General features: G+C 63.6%; 19 protein-coding genes. 6 read left to right on the forward strand and 13 right to left on the reverse strand.

Annotated elements, in window-relative coordinates; genetic code table 11:
* Positions 1-2: 2 nt before the first annotated feature.
* The 3 genes from WEB61_RS15740 to WEB61_RS15750 all read right to left on the reverse strand — a co-directional run bounded on the left by WEB61_RS15740 (position 3) and on the right by WEB61_RS15750 (position 2286).
* Positions 3-1058: a Rieske 2Fe-2S domain-containing protein gene (locus WEB61_RS15740; RefSeq protein WP_368065288.1), complete on the reverse strand. Its 1056-nt coding sequence runs from the start codon at positions 1056-1058 to the stop codon at positions 3-5.
* 22 nt (positions 1059-1080) lie between these two features.
* Positions 1081-1548, reverse strand: coding sequence for an SRPBCC family protein (locus WEB61_RS15745; RefSeq protein WP_368065289.1), 468 nt, complete (start codon positions 1546-1548; stop codon positions 1081-1083).
* A gap of 108 nt (positions 1549-1656) precedes the next feature.
* Positions 1657-2286, reverse strand: coding sequence for a TetR/AcrR family transcriptional regulator (locus WEB61_RS15750; protein WP_368065290.1), 630 nt, complete (start codon positions 2284-2286; stop codon positions 1657-1659).
* A gap of 84 nt (positions 2287-2370) precedes the next feature.
* On the opposite strand from WEB61_RS15750, the gene WEB61_RS15755 reads away from it, so the two are divergent.
* Positions 2371-2775, forward strand: coding sequence for a RidA family protein (locus WEB61_RS15755; RefSeq protein ID WP_368065291.1), 405 nt, complete (start codon positions 2371-2373; stop codon positions 2773-2775).
* A gap of 4 nt (positions 2776-2779) precedes the next feature.
* Here WEB61_RS15755 and WEB61_RS15760 read toward each other — a convergent pair whose 3' ends face one another.
* Positions 2780-3586: a ThiF family adenylyltransferase gene (locus WEB61_RS15760; RefSeq protein ID WP_368065292.1), complete on the reverse strand. Its 807-nt coding sequence runs from the start codon at positions 3584-3586 to the stop codon at positions 2780-2782.
* 136 nt (positions 3587-3722) lie between these two features.
* On the opposite strand from WEB61_RS15760, the gene WEB61_RS15765 reads away from it, so the two are divergent.
* The 3 genes from WEB61_RS15765 (at position 3723) to WEB61_RS15775 (ending at position 5999) form a co-directional block, all read left to right on the forward strand.
* Positions 3723-4730, forward strand: coding sequence for an aldo/keto reductase (locus WEB61_RS15765; RefSeq protein ID WP_368065293.1), 1008 nt, complete (start codon positions 3723-3725; stop codon positions 4728-4730).
* 163 nt (positions 4731-4893) lie between these two features.
* On the forward strand, positions 4894-5226 hold the full coding sequence (locus tag WEB61_RS15770; protein WP_368065294.1) for a phasin family protein: 333 nt from the start codon (positions 4894-4896) through the stop codon (positions 5224-5226).
* A 335-nt stretch (positions 5227-5561) separates the two neighbouring features.
* A complete protein-coding gene (locus WEB61_RS15775) occupies positions 5562-5999 on the forward strand; it encodes a CBS domain-containing protein (RefSeq protein ID WP_368065295.1) in 438 nt (145 codons plus the stop codon).
* Positions 6000-6046: 47 nt separating this feature from the next.
* Here WEB61_RS15775 and WEB61_RS15780 read toward each other — a convergent pair whose 3' ends face one another.
* The 3 genes from WEB61_RS15780 to WEB61_RS15790 form a co-directional block, all read right to left on the reverse strand.
* The gene (locus WEB61_RS15780; protein ID WP_368065296.1) at positions 6047-6847 is read right to left on the reverse strand and encodes a thioesterase family protein; all 801 of its coding nucleotides are present in this window, start codon (positions 6845-6847) and stop codon (positions 6047-6049) included.
* 102 nt (positions 6848-6949) lie between these two features.
* Positions 6950-7552 (reverse strand): 2-hydroxychromene-2-carboxylate isomerase, encoded by a 603-nt coding sequence (locus tag WEB61_RS15785; protein WP_368065297.1) that lies wholly within the window; start codon positions 7550-7552, stop codon positions 6950-6952.
* A 22-nt stretch (positions 7553-7574) separates the two neighbouring features.
* On the reverse strand, positions 7575-8303 hold the full coding sequence (locus WEB61_RS15790; protein WP_368065298.1) for an SDR family oxidoreductase: 729 nt from the start codon (positions 8301-8303) through the stop codon (positions 7575-7577).
* 204 nt (positions 8304-8507) lie between these two features.
* Here WEB61_RS15790 and WEB61_RS15795 point away from each other — a divergent pair, with 204 nt between their 5' ends.
* Positions 8508-9008 (forward strand): winged helix-turn-helix transcriptional regulator, encoded by a 501-nt coding sequence (locus tag WEB61_RS15795; protein ID WP_368065299.1) that lies wholly within the window; start codon positions 8508-8510, stop codon positions 9006-9008.
* Here the strand turns inward: WEB61_RS15795 and cysK are convergent.
* From cysK to ubiE, 6 genes are all read right to left on the reverse strand, one after another.
* Positions 8975-9937, reverse strand: coding sequence for a cysteine synthase A (gene cysK / locus WEB61_RS15800; RefSeq protein WP_368065300.1), 963 nt, complete (start codon positions 9935-9937; stop codon positions 8975-8977). The genes WEB61_RS15795 and cysK overlap by 34 nt on opposite strands.
* A 56-nt stretch (positions 9938-9993) precedes the next feature.
* Positions 9994-10443, reverse strand: a complete 450-nt coding sequence (locus tag WEB61_RS15805) for an Rrf2 family transcriptional regulator (RefSeq protein WP_368065301.1) — start codon at positions 10441-10443, stop codon at positions 9994-9996.
* 15 nt (positions 10444-10458) lie between these two features.
* Positions 10459-10935: a dUTP diphosphatase gene (gene dut, locus WEB61_RS15810; protein ID WP_368065302.1), complete on the reverse strand. Its 477-nt coding sequence runs from the start codon at positions 10933-10935 to the stop codon at positions 10459-10461.
* Positions 10932-12176 (reverse strand): bifunctional phosphopantothenoylcysteine decarboxylase/phosphopantothenate--cysteine ligase CoaBC, encoded by a 1245-nt coding sequence (coaBC, locus tag WEB61_RS15815; RefSeq protein ID WP_368065303.1) that lies wholly within the window; start codon positions 12174-12176, stop codon positions 10932-10934. The genes dut and coaBC overlap by 4 nt, the downstream gene beginning before the upstream one ends.
* Positions 12177-12326: 150 nt before the next feature.
* Positions 12327-13934 carry a 2-polyprenylphenol 6-hydroxylase gene (gene ubiB / locus WEB61_RS15820; protein ID WP_368065304.1) on the reverse strand — a complete coding sequence of 536 codons (1608 nt, stop codon included), beginning with the start codon at positions 13932-13934 and terminating at the stop codon, positions 12327-12329.
* 2 nt (positions 13935-13936) lie between these two features.
* Complete coding sequence (gene ubiE / locus WEB61_RS15825) at positions 13937-14737, reverse strand: bifunctional demethylmenaquinone methyltransferase/2-methoxy-6-polyprenyl-1,4-benzoquinol methylase UbiE (protein WP_368065305.1); 801 nt, start codon at positions 14735-14737, stop codon at positions 13937-13939.
* A gap of 67 nt (positions 14738-14804) precedes the next feature.
* Between ubiE and WEB61_RS15830 the strand changes: the two genes are divergently transcribed.
* Positions 14805-15251 (forward strand): DNA-formamidopyrimidine glycosylase family protein (locus WEB61_RS15830; RefSeq protein WP_368065306.1); only part of this gene is annotated, 447 nt, incomplete at its 3' end.

Genomic DNA, 15251 nt, shown 5'->3' on the forward strand with positions numbered 1-15251 from the left:
CTCTACCTGATAAACGGCCCCGAAGGATGCGCGCGCGGATAATTCCGCAGCATCTTCAGATAGCGCCCCAGCGTCTTGTCGCCCTCGGTCAGCGTCCCCTGCCGGTAATGGATCGTGTTGAGGATGTCGGTATCCTCGCCCACGGTGCGCGCGAGCAGCATGTCGGTAATCTCGCAACGCTGCTTGTAGAGCGCGTCTGCTTCCGGTGAGCCGTCGCCTTTGACAAGCCCGACCGCCGCGAACACTTCATGCTTGCCGGGCTCCGGCAATCCGAAGCCGACCAGCCCGCCGATCCAGAAATCGTCGTAAGGCCCCTCCTGCCAGAAGATGCTGGTGCCGCGAATGCCGAGCGTCCATTCGATGGGAATGCCCTGCTGATGCGCGGCGATGATCTTGTAGCGGAAGCCCCAGTCGTTCCAGTCCACGCTCTCATGCGGATCCTCGACATTGAACTGGATGTTGTGCACCGCTTTCAGATGCTGCATGTCGGGCGTGTTGGCGGCAAAGACCCACGGGTCGCAGTTGAACAGCGCCGGCAGGCGGAAAGTGCGGAAGATGATTTCCGCGTCGTCATATTCGAAATCGGGCAGGTCCCACAAGGGTTCGTCGCCATTGAAGGCCCAGACGAGCCCGTAGCGCTCCTGGCTCGGAAACTTGTAGAGCTGCGCGGTATGCGGCGGCCGGTCGCCGATGCCGGTTTTCGCGCATTGACCGTCCGTGTCGTATTCCCATTTGTGAAACGCGCATTGTAGGCGGTTCTCGACCACGCAACCGATCGAAAGATCGGCGCCGAGATGCGGGCAATAGGCGCTCATCACACGGACGATCCCGTCATGCCCGCGATAGACGACAACCTTGCCGTCGAGAAACTTTTCGGCGCGCAATTCGCCGGGCGCGACCTCGCTCGACATGCAGACCGGAAACCAGCTCTGCGTGAAAAGCCCGTCCTCGCCTTCCGCCGGCATCAATTGTCCGGGCCGCGCGCGCGGGTTGTTCTTCGGCATTTCGATATGCCGCCTTTCGGCGGTCGCCCCGGCTGTCATGTTGTCATGTGCCATCTGCTCTTCCCCTTTGCTGCCGTCAGGCGCCGCCGCCCGCGCGCCGCGCGAGCATCGCCTTGAGGTTCCGTTCGAGAATTTCGAGTGTTTGCAGCGACTGCGCGCGAAGCGCCTCCGCCGGCGCGCCGTCCGGCCGGTAGCGGTTGGTCCAGACGAGCTTGCATTGGTCGGCCGATGTCGGGATCACCTGCGCCGTGCCGTAATAATCGGCCATCGGCATCGGTCCCCGGTCCGCGAGTTCATAGGCGTAATACATGCCGCGCTCGTCCCGCGCGCTCTGCCGTTCGACCACGGTGCCGCCGCCGCGTTCGGGCGCGAGGTGCAGGGTGCGCAGCGCCCCCACGCCGTCACCCTGCACCTCGACCCCCGCGACGAAGCCCTTCCCGAAATCGCCCGACGCATCGCCATAGTCGCCCACGATCGACCACACGGCCTCGGCCGGCGCGTCGAACGCCATCACAACCATGATATCGACGCGCGCGTCGCTCATTTCGTCCCTCCGGCCCGCTTTCGCAGCCCGCAAAGACTAGTTTTTTATAATCTATCCGTCAATATTATAAATTCGTCGGGGCGAGGCCCCGGCGCGGCGGCATGCGGGTCAGGGGCTCCAGCCCGTCACCATCGCCCGCATCCGTCGGTGCATGTCCACCTGCATCGCCTCGTAGGTCATGCGGCCCCGGCCCTGCACATAGGCGAGGAAATGCATCAGCATCAGCCGGTAGAGAAGAAACGCCGCATCCTCGATGTCGAGCTCGGGCCGGAGCTTGCCCGCCGCCGCGAAAGCCTCGAGCAGCCGGCGGAACTGCGCCGTGATGAAGCGCTCGTAATCCTCGTGCACATGCGCCAGATGTGTGTCGCGGGTGGAAATCGCCATGTCGAAAGCCTGCAGCATTTGCAGGCTTTTCCAGTCGTCCTCGAAGCGATAGGCCTCGTAGAGCGCGCCCACCGCATCCATCAGCCGGGCCGGTGGCCGCGCCAGGATCGCCGCGCCCCGCGCCTCCATCCGCTGGGTCATCGGCGCGATCAGCGCCTCCATGATGCCGCCCTTCGAGCCGAAATAATTGTAGATCGTCCCCAGACTCACGCCCGATTCCTCGGCGATATCCTCGATCCGCGCCGCCTCGTATCCGGCCTTGTGGAAGAGCTTGTCGGCGGCGGCCAGCACCGCGTCGCGCCGCTTCTGCTGCGACAGGCGCTTCCGGCTTTCCGGGGCTTCGACCTCGCTCATTTGGTTCCGTTTCCCCGAATTTTGACTCGTTCCTGCCCAAAACTTATAAGGCAAACGTCGAACTTATAAAACAGGGAGAAAAACATGGCGCGCGAAAAGGACTGCAGGCATTTCTTCGGCGACACCGAAAAGGCGATCGGCTTCTCGCAGGCCGTGCGCGCCGGCAACATCCTCTATGTCTCGGGCGTGCTGGCCGTCGACGACAAGCTGCAGGTGGTCGGCCCCGGCGACATGGCCGCCCAGGTCGCGCAGGTCTATGCCAATCTCGGCCGCATCCTGGCCGCCAATGGCGCCAGCTTTCAGGATGTCGTCAAGGAAACGGTCTTCGCGACCGATCTCGCGGCGCTGGGTGGCGCGCTCGCCCCCCGCAAGGCCGCTTTCGATGCCGACGGCGCCTATGTGCCGGCTTCCACCATGGTCCAGATCACCGGCCTCTTCCTCCCCGGCGCGATGATCGAAGTCGAAATGATTGCGCATCTCGAAGGCTGACCCCTCACGACGCATGCGCCGACAAATCCGTGATCGTCGGGTTCTCCCCCGTCAGCGCGTTCTTCGGGTCCCACTTCAGCTTCACGGTGCGGAACCGCGTGTCGAGCGCGTCGTAGATAAGGAGCTTGCCGGCGAGGCTCTCGCCCGCGCCGGTAATCTCCTTGATGACCTCGAGCGCCTGCAGCGAGCCGACAACGCCGGTCAGCGCCCCCATCACGCCCGCTTCCTCGCAGCTCGGCACCGAGCCCGGCGCCGGCGTCTCGCCGATAAAGTCGCGGTAATTGGGCTTGGGCTTTCCCTCGGCGTCGCGCTCGAAGGCGCGAAACACCGCCACCTGTCCCTCGAACTGGCCGACGGCGGCCGAGACGAGCGGCACCTTCGCGAAATAGCAGGCATCGTTGACCAGAAACCGCGTCGCGAAATTGTCGCAGCCATCGGCCACCAGATCATATTGCGAAATGATCGCGAGCGCATTGGCCGCGGTCAGCCGCTCGCGATGTTCGATCACGCGCACATCCGGGTTGATGCGCCGCGCCGCCTCCGCCGCGCTTTCTGTCTTCGGCCGCCCGACATCCGCCGTCCCGTGCGCGATCTGCCGTTGCAGGTTTGAAAGCGACACATCGTCATTGTCGATGACGCCGATGGTGCCGACGCCCGCCGCCGCGAGATAGATGAGGCAAGGCGAGCCGAGCCCGCCCGCGCCGACAATGAGCACCCGGGCCTTCAGCAGCTTCTGCTGCCCCGGCCCGCCGATCTCCTTCAGCACGATATGCCGCGCATACCGCTCGAGTTGTTGGTCGCTCAGTGCCATCGCTGTCTCCGCCGCCCTTTCCGCCATTCTCTCATATGATTGTCAATGGACATGGGGTGGCCCGCCGGTTATCCCTGCATGAACTGACCAAATTTGCAATTCCGGTCATTTCGCGAAAGACAGGGAGGCTTCCCCCATGCCGAAAACGTCCCCGAAAATGTCATATATCCGCCTCGGCGCCAGCGGCTTGCGCGTCTCGCGGCTCTGTCTCGGCACCATGACCTATGGCTCGAAAAAATGGCGCGACTGGATTCTGGAAGAAAAGGAAGCGCGCCCCTTTTTTGAAAAGGCCTTCGACGCCGGCATCAACTTCTTCGACACGGCCGACGTCTATTCGGGCGGCGTCTCCGAGGAGATCGTCGGCCGCGCCATCCGCGATCTGGCGAAGGACCGCGAGGACGTCGTCATCGCCACCAAGTGTTTTTTCGGCACCGGCGCGCGCGGGCCGAACCGTTCGGGCCTTTCGCGCAAATCCGTCATGGCTGCCTGCGACGCCTCGCTCCGCCGTCTGGGGCTCGACTATATCGACCTCTACCAGATTCACCGCTTCGACCCGAACGTGCCGATGGAGGAAACGCTCGAAGCGCTGAACGACCTCGTCCGCGCGGGCAAGGTCCGCTATATCGGCGCTTCCTCGATGCATGGCTGGCAGTTCCAGAAATATCTGGCGCTTTCGGAAAAGCTTGGGTTCGCCCGTTTCGTCTCGATGCAGAACCACTACAATCTCGTCTATCGCGAGGAAGAGCGCGAAATGATGCCGCTCTGCGCGGCCGAAGGTATCGGCGTTATTCCCTGGAGCCCGCAGGCGCGCGGTTTCCTCGCCGGCAACCGCCACCGTCAGGGCGGCGGCGACACCGCGCGGGCAAGATCCGATGAGCAAGCCGCCGGCTGGTATTACGACGACAGCGACTTCGCCGTTGCCGACAGGAATGTAGAGATCGCGAAGAAGCTCGGTGTCGGTCCCGCGCAGACGGCGCTCGCCTGGGTTCTGGCGAATCCTGTCGTCACCGCGCCGATCGTCGGCATCTCGAAGCTTGCGCAGTTCGACGAGGCGCTGACCGCGCTCGACATAACGCTCTCGCCGGAAGACAAGGCGGCGCTCGAGGCGCCCTACCTGCCGCACAAGGTGCTCGGTCACCTCTGACCGCATCGAGCGCGAAGCGGGTTCGGGAAAAATGCGGCGCTTCCGGCGCTGTCATCGAATTGCCCACATCGCGGGCTAGCGTGATCGCCTCGTACCGGGGGCGAGCGCTGCTTGCCTCCCCCTTGCGCGTTCTTCGCGCCTCTTGCACCGATGAGGTAACACAATGCCCCGCATCTCCGGCGAAATGCCCGATCTTTCCAGGGACGTGATGAGCACGTTGGCCGCCTCCGCGGCTACGGCCGCCGAAACGGCGGCCCGCATCAACAGCGAGCTGCTCGAATTCACCCGCCAGCGTTTCGAAAAAGACGCCAGCATCGCCGAGGCGATGCTCAAGGCTGAATCCGTTGCCGATATGATTGCGCTTCAGCGTGAATATCTGGTCTCGGTCTTCGAAAGCTATACCGAGGAAACGAACAAGATCCGCAACATGGCGATGGACATGACGAAGGATGTGACCGGCCGGGTAACCGACCGCCTCGCGAAGCAGGCCGCCTGACATATCTGTCCTGACGATATTTGTGAGAGGCGGTGCGTGTTTCGCGGCCAAACCGGTGGCCGCGCCGCGCCGCCTCTGCTATCTTGAAATCTGTCGCCCGCGAAAAGGGAAGCACTGTTCGCGGGGCGGCGTTCCGGCCCTTGCCGGGTCGCGGCTGCATACCGGCCTGCGGTGACATGCTTCCCATCGGCCGCCGGCCGCGTTCAGCTTTCCGTCGTCACAAAGGCGCCCGGGTCAAATCCCGCGGGCGTGACAGAGCCATTTGCGCCCGGCCCGCACGGCGGACGATCAGGCTTCGGCCTTTTGAAGCAGAGCCCGAAACAGAGGAGGTTGCGATGCGGATAAAGGAACTGATGACGAACCATGCGGAGTGGATCGAGGCGTCGACGCCCTTGCGCGATGTGTCGAGGACGCTGCGCGACAAGAATATCGGCTGCCTGCCGGTCGGCGAAAACGATCGCCTGATCGGCATGGTCACCGATCGCGATGTCTGCTGTCGCGGCGTTGCCGACGGGCTCGATCCCGAAAAGGCGACGGCGCGCGATGTGATGACCGACGGCATTATCTGGTGCTACGACGACCAGACCGAAAAGGATGCCGCCGAACTGATGGACAAGAACGGCATCCGGCATCTGCCGGTGCTCAATCGCCAGAAGCGCATCGTCGGCGTGCTGTCGCTGGGCGATCTCGCCTTCCGCGGCCCGCAGAGGCTCGGCGGCGAGGTCATCAAGCTGATCTCGCGCGATGCGGAGCGTCACGCCAAAAGCGCCTGACACGCGCGCCGCATAAAAAAGCGGGCGGGGAATGACCCCGCCCGTTTCTATGCCGGCGCCAGCAGCACCACGCTCTGACACGAGCGGCCGATCCGCCCGTAAGCGTCGAAGATTTCCGATTCCGTCATCCCCCGCCCGTCATGGCGCCAGTCGCCGCGCTGCGCGACGCCGATCCATTCGCCGATGGGCGCGCGCGAAAGATGCAAGGAAAGATCGGCATTGGGCCAGCCGGCGGCGTTCGGCCGTTCACCCGCATCCGTCACCGTGAACAGCGTCGAAACATCGGCCACCGCCATCGCATTCGAAAACGGCGTCGGCGTGTCGTGGAACGGCTTCTTCAGCCGGAACCATTTGGCGCGCCTGCCGTCCTCATGCGTCGTGTCGCGTATGTCGCAAAGATCGAGAAAGCCCGTGCCGCTGCTGACGGATTTGAAGAAGTCGGGACGCGCCCATTTCGCAAGGCTTTCGGGATCGAAAGCCGTCATTTCCGGCGTGCCCGGCAAGCCGTCGATCTCGACCGGCTGCTGGAAGCAGGCGCTCGCCTTTGCCTGCAGCTTTCCGCCCGCATAAATCTCGTTCTCGAAAACGGCCACGCGTCCGCCTTCGCGCACCGCGCTCACCTTGCTCGTCAGCCCGTCGCGCGGCATCGGCCTGAGCAGATAGAGCTGGGCCGAAACGAGCGCGCCGAGACCGCGCACCGCCGCCATCGCCTCCATCTCGCCAACCGCCAGCGCCGCCACCGCGCCGCCATGCATGCCGCCAAAGGGCCCTTGCGATTGCGGATGCGCGGCCCATGTCTCGCCGTCGCGGCGAAAGACGGGCCCGAGCTCGGGATGTGGTGCGTTCATGTCTTCATCTCACGCGTGAAACTGGTTTTCATGTTCTCCGATCTTTCGTCATTGCGAGCGAAGCGGCAGCCGACGAAGCAATGACGCGGAGAGGAAGACGCCTCACCCCGCAATCGCCTCTTCCACTTCGCGCAACCGGTCCTTGCCGAAATAAATCTCGCCATCGACAAAGAATGTCGGAATGCCGAAAGCGCCGCGGCTGACCGCGTCTTCGGTGTTGGCGATCAGCCTCGCCTTCACATCCGCCTCTTGAATACGCGCCAGAATATGCGCCCCGTCGATGCCGCCCTTGTCGAGCGCCGCCTTGATGACCTCCGGATCGTCCATCTTCAGCGACTGCTCCCACATCGCGGCGGCGACCACCTCGAAATATTTCGCCAGCACGCCGTCGAGCTGCGCGGCGATCGCACCGCGCATGATCTGCAGCGTGTTGACCGGAAAATGCGAATTGAACCGGAACTTCGTCAGCCCGTGCTTCTTGATGAAGCGCTGGATTTCGAGCGCCCCGTATTGCGGCTTGTTCTTGATGCCGGCTTCCGCCACGACGGGCGACACATTGCCGGTCGCCTTGAAGATGCCGCCCAGCAGCACCGGCACATATTCGAACGTCACGCCTGTGCGGCTTTCGATCGCCGGCAGCGCCTTCCCGGCGAGATAGGCATTCGGACTGCCGAAATCGAAAAGGAATTCGACCTTTTTGGTCATCTGCGTTTCCTCGCTTGTGCGCTCAAAATGTTTCCATCCACGGCCGGAGATCGAGCTCATGCGTCCAGGCGCTGCGCGGTTGGGCATGGAGCTGCCAATAGGCCTCGGCGATATGCTCGGGATTGAGAATGCCGTCCTGCTCCTTGAGCTTGTAGCGCTCCGGAAAATTGTCGCGGATGAAGGCCGTGTCGATGGCGCCGTCGATCACCGGATGGGCGACATGGATGCCTTGCGGCCCGAGTTCCCGCGCCATGCTCTGCGCCAGCGCCCGGAGCGCGAATTTGGCGCCCGCAAAGGCGCTGAAACCGGGCCCGCCGCGCAAGGAGGCTGTCGCGCCGGTAAAGATGATCGTGCCCCGGCCCCTGGGCACCATCACGCGCGCCGCTTCGCGCCCCGTCAGGAACCCGGCCAGTGCCGCCATCTCCCACACCTTGCGGTAGACACGCTCGGTCATCTCGCGGATCGGAAAATTGACATTGGCGCCGATATTGAAAACCATCACCTCGACAGGCCCCACCTCGCGCTCGATGGCGGCGAAAAGTTCGATGACGTCCTCTTCCTTCCGCGCGTCCGATCCGAAACCGCGCGCGCTCCCCCCGTCGGCCTCGATCTGCCGGGTGAGGGGGATAAGTTTTTCTTCCGAGCGCCGCGTCACGCAGGCGACATATCCCTCCCGGGCGAAACGTCGCGCCACCGCCCCGCCGGTCGCATCGCCCGCTCCGATGACGAGGGCTGCCTTTTTGCTTCCCATAATCATGGTCTCCCGGTTGGTTCCGGACCCCTCAAGGGGGTGCGAAAATGCCTGTGTGACAGTTTCATGACAGTTTTTTGACAGAGGGGGGTTTTGCGCTGTCACGCGACTGTCATAATCATCAGTTCCGTTTCAGAACGGTAATGTCAGAATGGGTTCCGAAAGGGAACTTGTCAAGCTATACTGGCGCGAAAAGGAGCTCCAATGCGCTGGGAAGAACTCGACCGCGAAGCCTGCTCGCTCGCCCGTACGCTGTCGGTCGTCGGCGACCGCTGGACGTTGCTGGTGCTGCGCGAATGTTTCCTCCGTATACGGCGCTTCGAGGAATTCGAGCAGCGTCTCGGCATCGCCCGCCACGTGCTGGCCGACCGTCTGAAAAAGCTGACCGATGCCGGCGTGCTTGAAAAGATTCCCTACAGGGAGCGGCCGCGCCGCGAGGAATACCGTCTGACCGAAAAGGGGCTCGCGCTTTATCCGGCAATGCTGGCGCTGCTCGACTGGGGCGACAAATACATGTCGGGCAAGGAAGGCCCGCCGCTCCTGCGCCGTCACAAGACCTGCGGTCACGTCGCGCACGCCGTGCCGTCATGTTCCGAATGCGGCGAACCGCTCGACGCGCGCGCGATGACGGTCGAGGCCGGGCCCGGCGCGCCGGCGGATTTCTTCCTTCCTCAGAGCCCGTCGAACAAGGCCGTCGAGAGATAGCGTTCGGCAAAGGACGGGATGATCACGACGATCGTCTTGCCCTTCATTTCCGGCCGCGCGCCGACTTCGAGCGCGACCGCGATCGCGGCGCCCGAAGAGATGCCGCAGGCAACGCCTTCCATCCGCGCCGCCTTGCGCGCATGTTCGAACGCCGTCGCATTGCCGATGGTGATGATCTCGTCGATCAGCGATGTATCGAGATTGCCCGGCGCGAAACCGGCGCCGATGCCCTGGATCATATGCGGTCCCGGTTGCCCGCCCGAAAGCACGGGGCTGTCTTCCGGTTCGACCGCGATCATTTTGACGCTCGGTTTCTTTGCCTTCAGCACTTGTCCGACGCCGGTGAACGTGCCGGCGGTACCGATGCCGGAAATCACGGCATCGACCTTGCCGTCGGTGTCGTTCCAGATTTCCTCGGCCGTCGTCTGGCGATGAATTTCCGGATTGGCCGGGTTGTCGAATTGCTGCGGCATCACCGAGTTCGGATATTGCGCCAGCAGTTCTTCGGCGCGCGCAATCGCGCCCTTCATGCCCTTCTCGCGCGGCGTCAGCTCCAGCTGCGCGCCAAGAAGCGCCAGCATCTTGCGCCGTTCGATCGACATGCTCTCCGGCATGCAGAGAATGAGCTTGTAGCCCCTCGCCGCGCAGACAAAGGCAAGCGCGATGCCGGTGTTGCCCGATGTCGGCTCGATGATGACCGTATTGTCGGTGATCTTGCCCTGCTTCTCGAGCGCGTCGATCATCGAGACGCCGATGCGGTCCTTGACGCTCGACAACGGATTGAAGAATTCGAGCTTCAACAGAATATCGGCAACGGTTCCGGCTTCCTTGGCCATCCGGTTGAGACGTACCAGCGGCGTGTCGCCGATGGTTTCGGTGATGCTGTCATAGACGCGCCCGCGTCCGGGCTTCTTGCTGCTGTTGCTCATGCTGGCCTCCGGGGCTTTGATCCGACGTTTCCTTGTCGCCGCGTTGCCGCAGCCTATCAGATTGTGAAATCGGCCGTCGGCTTCGAATTGCCGACGCCCGCTTCATCCGCCTTCCGGCAAAGATCCTCGACCGTGATGCCGTCGAGCTTCGCCATCAGATCGCGCTGTACTTCTTCCCACAAGGGCGCGATCACGCGCTCGCCGAGTTCCGAAGGGCCGCTGCTTGTGGGTTCGTCCGAGGCTTCCATTGCCCCGACCACGCGCACCACCTCGCCGACCGCAATGCGCCGCCGCTCGCGCGCCAGCGTATAGCCGCCGCGGGGCCCCCGCACCCCTTTCAGGATGCCGGCATGCACGAGCTGCTGCATCACCTGTTCGAGGTAGCGCTGCGGAATGCCTTGCCGCTTGGTGATTTCCTTCGATTGCACCGGGTCGGGCCGCGCATTGATCGCGACATCGACCACCGCTTCGAGCGCAAGCCAGGTTTTCTTGGATAGTCTCAGCATTGCCCCTCGTCCCCGTCAGTTTCCGGCCACGCCCGATATACCGGTCGAGCCGAAGCCGCCTTGCCCGCGTGCTGTTTCATCAAGCGTCTCGACTTCCTCGAATCTGGCTTGCGTGACCGGCGCCACCACCATCTGCGCGATGCGCGTGCCGCGCTCAATCAGGAAAGGTTCGGCGCCGTGATTGACGAGAATGACCTTCACCTCGCCGCGATAATCGCTGTCGACGGTGCCGGGCGAATTGAGAACGGTGACGCCGTTCTTTGCGGCAAGCCCCGAGCGCGGCCTGACCTGCGCCTCGAAGCCTTGCGGCAGCGCGATCGCAAGACCCGTCGGCACCAGCGCACGCGCGCCGGGCACGAGCGTCAGCGGTGCGTCCTCGGGCAGCGCGGCGATAAGGTCCATGCCGGCCGCACCCGCCGTTTCGTAGCGCGGCAGCGGCAGGCCTTGCGCATGCGTCAGCCGTTGCACGCGCACATCGATCAGCGGATTCATTCGGCGGCCTTTGCGGTTGAGAAATGATCGGCGATGCGCCGCGCGAGCCGCTCGGCGACCGCCTGTTTCGGCAGCAACGGCCAGTCTTCCTGGCCGTCGCGTGTAATCAGATGCACGGTGTTGAGATCGCCGCCCATCACGCCGGTTGCCGGCGATACGTCATTGGCGACGATCCAGTCGCAGCCCTTGCGCGCGCGTTTGGCAACCGCGTGCTCGACCACCTTTTCGGTTTCGGCCGCAAAGCCGATAACGAGTCCCGGCCGGTTTGCCGCCAGCTGCGACAGCGTCGCGAGAATGTCGGGATTCTCGACCAGCATCAGCGCCGGCGCCTGTTCGCCCGGCTGCTTCTTGAGTTTCTGTTCGGCATCGCTGGCCACCCGCCAATCGGCGACCGCCGCCGCGCAGATCGCGATGTCGGCCGGCAGCGCCGCCTCGCAGGCCGAAAGCATTTCCCGCGCGGTCTCGACGCGTCGCAGCGTCACACCGGGCGGGGCCGGCAGGTTGGTTGGCCCCGAAACGAGAACGGTCTCGGCGCCGAGCCGCGCCATGGCCTGCGCGATTGCATAACCCTGTTTGCCCGACGAACGATTGGCGAGATAGCGCACCGGGTCGATCGGCTCATGCGTCGGCCCCGACGTGATGAGCACGCGCTTGCCTTTCAGCGGCCCGCCGCCCGGATAGGCAAGCTCGGCGAAATGCGCTTCGATGGCGGCAAGAATTTCGGCGGGCTCCGCCATGCGCCCCGGCCCGTATTCGCCGCAGGCCATGTCGCCCTCATTGGGCCCGACGACATCGACGCCATCGGCCAGCAACGTTTCGAGGTTTCGCTGCGTCGCGCGATGCGTCCACATCCGCACATTCATCGCTGGCGCAATCAGCACCTTCTTGTCGGTGGCAAGCAGCGCCGTGCTGGCGAGATCATTGGCCAGACCGCTCGCCATCTTTGCCATCAGGTCGGCGGTCGCCGGCGCGACGACAAGCAGGTCCGCGTCGCGCGACAATTCGATATGACCCATCTCGGCTTCGTCGGTGAGGTCGAAGAGATCGGTATAGACCTTGTCGCCGGTCAGGCTCGACACCGAAAGCGGCGTCACGAATTCATGCGCCGCCGCCGTCATGATCGCGCGTACGGATGCGCCACGCTCCCTGAGCCGCCGGATCAGTTCCAGGCATTTATAGGCCGCAATGCCGCCGCCGATAATCAGCAGCACGCGCCGTCCGGTCACTGTGCTCTCGGCCAAGTGTCTCTCCTTGCATCGATGCTGCGGCGGCAAGACCTCCCGTGAGGTTCTGCCACGCTGCACGTGAAAATATAAGTATTCACGCCCAAGATTTGTAGATCAAATCCATCGACAGGGAAAGAAAGGAAATAAGAGGTAAATTTCCTTTATTTACAGCAAGTTGACGATCAGCAGCGTCCCCAGCACGCCGATAGCGAGCCAGAGGAGCGGCCGCGCATACCCCGCCCGTCGCTCCTGCGCGCGGGCAATGGCGTCGGCGGACGAAGGATGAATGCGTACGCCTTCTTCGTCGACATTTTCGGCAAGCAGCCGCGCCGTCCGCTCGGCGCGATCGAGAACATCCGGCAGATGGCTCATCATGCGGCCGAGCTGCAGCGCGCCGGCGGCCGCCTCCTCGATACGCGTCTCGGGCGCCATGCGCTCGATCATCCACGCTTTCAGAATGGGCTCCGCGCTCTCCCAGATATTGTGATCGGGATCGAAATGCCGCGCGACGCCTTCGACGACGACCATTGTTTTCTGCAGCAGGATCAGTTCGGGCCGCGTCTTCATGTCGAATTGTTCGGTCACCTGGAAGAGCTGCGACAGCAGTTTTCCCATCGACACTTCACGTGCCGAACGGCCGAAGATCGGTTCGCCGATCGAACGCAGCGCCTGCGCAAAGGCATGCAGGCTCTTTGAGTTCGGAACATAACCGGCTTCGAAATGAATCTCGGCAACGCGGGTGTAGTCGCGCGTGATGAAGCCGTAGAGAATCTCGGCCAGGAAGCGCCGCTCGTTTGGCCCGATCCGCCCCATGATGCCGAAATCGACGGCGACAAGTTCGCCGTTCGCATCGACGAAGAGATTTCCCTGATGCATGTCGGCATGGAAAAAGCCGTCGCGCAGCGCATGGGTGAGGAACGACTGGATGACCTGCTGCCCGAGCCGCTTCATGTCATGTCCGGCGGCGGCGAGCGCGGCGCGGTCCGAGGCCGCGATGCCCTCGACCCATTCCATCGTCATCACGCGTCTCGCGGTCCGTTCCCAGTCGATTTGCGGTGCGCGGAAACCTGCATCCTTGGCAGTGTTCTCGGCCATTTCCGACATCGCGGCCGCTTCGAGCCGGAGATCCATTTCGATCTTCACGCTGTCGGCAAGTGTCTGCACGATTTCGATGGGCCTCAAGCGGCGCGCCGGCGCGTAATGTCGCTCGACATTTTCGGCGACCCAGAAAAAACTGTCGAGATCGGCGGCAAAACGCGTCTCGATACCTGGCCGGAGTACCTTCACGGCGACATCGCGGCCTTCGGTCTGCTCTTCGTCCGGCAGCGTCCGTGCCCGGTGCACCTGCGCGATCGATGCGGCCGCAATCGGCTCGCTGAAGGCGCTGAACAGGGCCTCGACCGGCTTGCCGATACCTTCCTCGACGATGGCGCGGGCTTCGGCCGTTGAAAAGGGCGGCAGCTTGTCCTGCAGCGAGGTGAGGTCCTGCGCCAGCTCGACGCCGATGATGTCGGGCCGCGTCGCCAGAAATTGCCCGAGTTTGATGTAGGAGGGCCCGAGCGCCGCCAGCGCTGTTGCGAGCCGCTCACCTGTGCTGCCGGCGATGTCTTGCGGCGGCGCCTCCCAGGGAAAGCGAATCTTGGCGAGTGGTAGCAGCGCCAGAAAAACCGGGGGCATTTCCGCCCGGAGTTCAAGCGGCATCAGCGCGTCGTGGCGGCCGAGAACGCGGGCCGCGCGGGTCAATCGGCCGATGGAACGGAGTGCGCGCAGCATCGTCAAAGGCGCCAACCGGAATGCAGCGCCGCCACGCCGCCCGTGAGATTGCGGTAACTCGTATTGCCGAAACCGGCCGCTGCGATCATGCGCTTGAACGTTTCCTGATCGGGAAAGCGCCGGATGCTTTCGACGAGATATTGATAGGGCGCCCCATCGCCTGTCACCCATTCGCCCATGCGCGGAATCGCGGCAAAGGAATAGGCGTTGTATATCTCTTCAAGTCCCGGCACGGCGACATGTGAGAATTCAAGGCAGAGAAATCGTCCACCGGGTTTCAGCACGCGATAGGCGTCTGCGAGCGCCTGCTCGATATGCGTCACGTTGCGAATGCCGAAAGCAATCGTGTAAGCGTCGAAAGAGCGGTCGGGAAAGGGCAGATGTTCGGCGTCGCCGCAGGCGAATTCGACGCGGCCTTCATAGGTCTCCGCCTCGGCCCGGCTCCGGCCGACGCCGAGCATATGGTCATTGATGTCGCAAACGGTCACTTGTGCGCTCGCGCCCGCCCGGTCGAGAAAGCGGAAGGCGATATCGCCGGTGCCGCCGGCGACGTCGATCAGGTGGAATGGCCGCGCATTTCGCGGCGGATTGAGCCAGTCGATCATCGCCTGTTTCCAGGCGCGGTGAAGTCCGCCCGACATCAGATCGTTCATCAGGTCGTAGCGTCCGGCGACCTGCTCGAAAACCTCATGGACAAGCCTGGCTTTCTCGCCTTCGCGAACGGTCCGGAAGCCGAAATGGGTTTCGCCCTCCGTGGTTTCGGAAATGCCCGCTTCGGCCTGCTTTTTTGCATCTGCGCTCATGCGCCGGACCATAGCGCGCCGCCGCCGGGGGCGCTACTTTGATCCCCCGCCAGCTCTGAAAGCCGCCATGCCCGAACTTCCTGAAGTCGAAACCGTCCGTCGTGGCCTTGCGCCCGCCCTCGAAGGCGGCCGGTTCGCGCATGTGACACAGCGCCGGCCGGACCTTCGGTTTCCGCTGCCCATCCGTTTTGCCGAACGGCTGAGGGGGAGGCGCGTTTCCCGTCTTGAGCGCCGCGCCAAATACATTCTGGTGCATCTCGATGCGACGCCGGAGGTCGCCGGGGAAGTACTGATCATGCATCTCGGCATGTCGGGCCGGTTCACCGTTCACCGGCCGACGGCGACAAGCGCGCCGGGTGACTTTCATCATGGAATGCCGGGTGGGGAGCGCCACGATCACATCGTCTTCGACATGGAAGATGGCGCGCGCATCGTCTATGCCGATCACCGCCGCTTCGGCTTCATGGATCTGGTGCCGGAGGTCGCGCTGGCGACGTGTACGCATCTTGCCGGG

The sequence above is a fragment of the Parvibaculum sp. genome (assembly GCF_040882025.1).
Taxonomy (GTDB): domain Bacteria; phylum Pseudomonadota; class Alphaproteobacteria; order Parvibaculales; family Parvibaculaceae; genus Parvibaculum.

Coding starts and splice junctions, on each gene's coding strand:
- WEB61_RS15740 (WP_368065288.1), bottom strand. CDS start 1,058: ATGGCACATGACAACATGACAGCCGGGGCGACCGCCGAAAGGCGGCAT.
- WEB61_RS15745 (WP_368065289.1), bottom strand. CDS start 1,548: ATGAGCGACGCGCGCGTCGATATCATGGTTGTGATGGCGTTCGACGCG.
- WEB61_RS15750 (WP_368065290.1), bottom strand. CDS start 2,286: ATGAGCGAGGTCGAAGCCCCGGAAAGCCGGAAGCGCCTGTCGCAGCAG.
- WEB61_RS15755 (WP_368065291.1), top strand. CDS start 2,371: ATGGCGCGCGAAAAGGACTGCAGGCATTTCTTCGGCGACACCGAAAAG.
- WEB61_RS15760 (WP_368065292.1), bottom strand. CDS start 3,586: ATGGCACTGAGCGACCAACAACTCGAGCGGTATGCGCGGCATATCGTG.
- WEB61_RS15765 (WP_368065293.1), top strand. CDS start 3,723: ATGCCGAAAACGTCCCCGAAAATGTCATATATCCGCCTCGGCGCCAGC.
- WEB61_RS15770 (WP_368065294.1), top strand. CDS start 4,894: ATGCCCCGCATCTCCGGCGAAATGCCCGATCTTTCCAGGGACGTGATG.
- WEB61_RS15775 (WP_368065295.1), top strand. CDS start 5,562: ATGCGGATAAAGGAACTGATGACGAACCATGCGGAGTGGATCGAGGCG.
- WEB61_RS15780 (WP_368065296.1), bottom strand. CDS start 6,847: ATGAACGCACCACATCCCGAGCTCGGGCCCGTCTTTCGCCGCGACGGC.
- WEB61_RS15785 (WP_368065297.1), bottom strand. CDS start 7,552: ATGACCAAAAAGGTCGAATTCCTTTTCGATTTCGGCAGTCCGAATGCC.
- WEB61_RS15790 (WP_368065298.1), bottom strand. CDS start 8,303: ATGGGAAGCAAAAAGGCAGCCCTCGTCATCGGAGCGGGCGATGCGACC.
- WEB61_RS15795 (WP_368065299.1), top strand. CDS start 8,508: ATGCGCTGGGAAGAACTCGACCGCGAAGCCTGCTCGCTCGCCCGTACG.
- cysK (WP_368065300.1), bottom strand. CDS start 9,937: ATGAGCAACAGCAGCAAGAAGCCCGGACGCGGGCGCGTCTATGACAGC.
- WEB61_RS15805 (WP_368065301.1), bottom strand. CDS start 10,443: ATGCTGAGACTATCCAAGAAAACCTGGCTTGCGCTCGAAGCGGTGGTC.
- dut (WP_368065302.1), bottom strand. CDS start 10,935: ATGAATCCGCTGATCGATGTGCGCGTGCAACGGCTGACGCATGCGCAA.
- ubiB (WP_368065304.1), bottom strand. CDS start 13,934: ATGCTGCGCGCACTCCGTTCCATCGGCCGATTGACCCGCGCGGCCCGC.
- ubiE (WP_368065305.1), bottom strand. CDS start 14,737: ATGAGCGCAGATGCAAAAAAGCAGGCCGAAGCGGGCATTTCCGAAACC.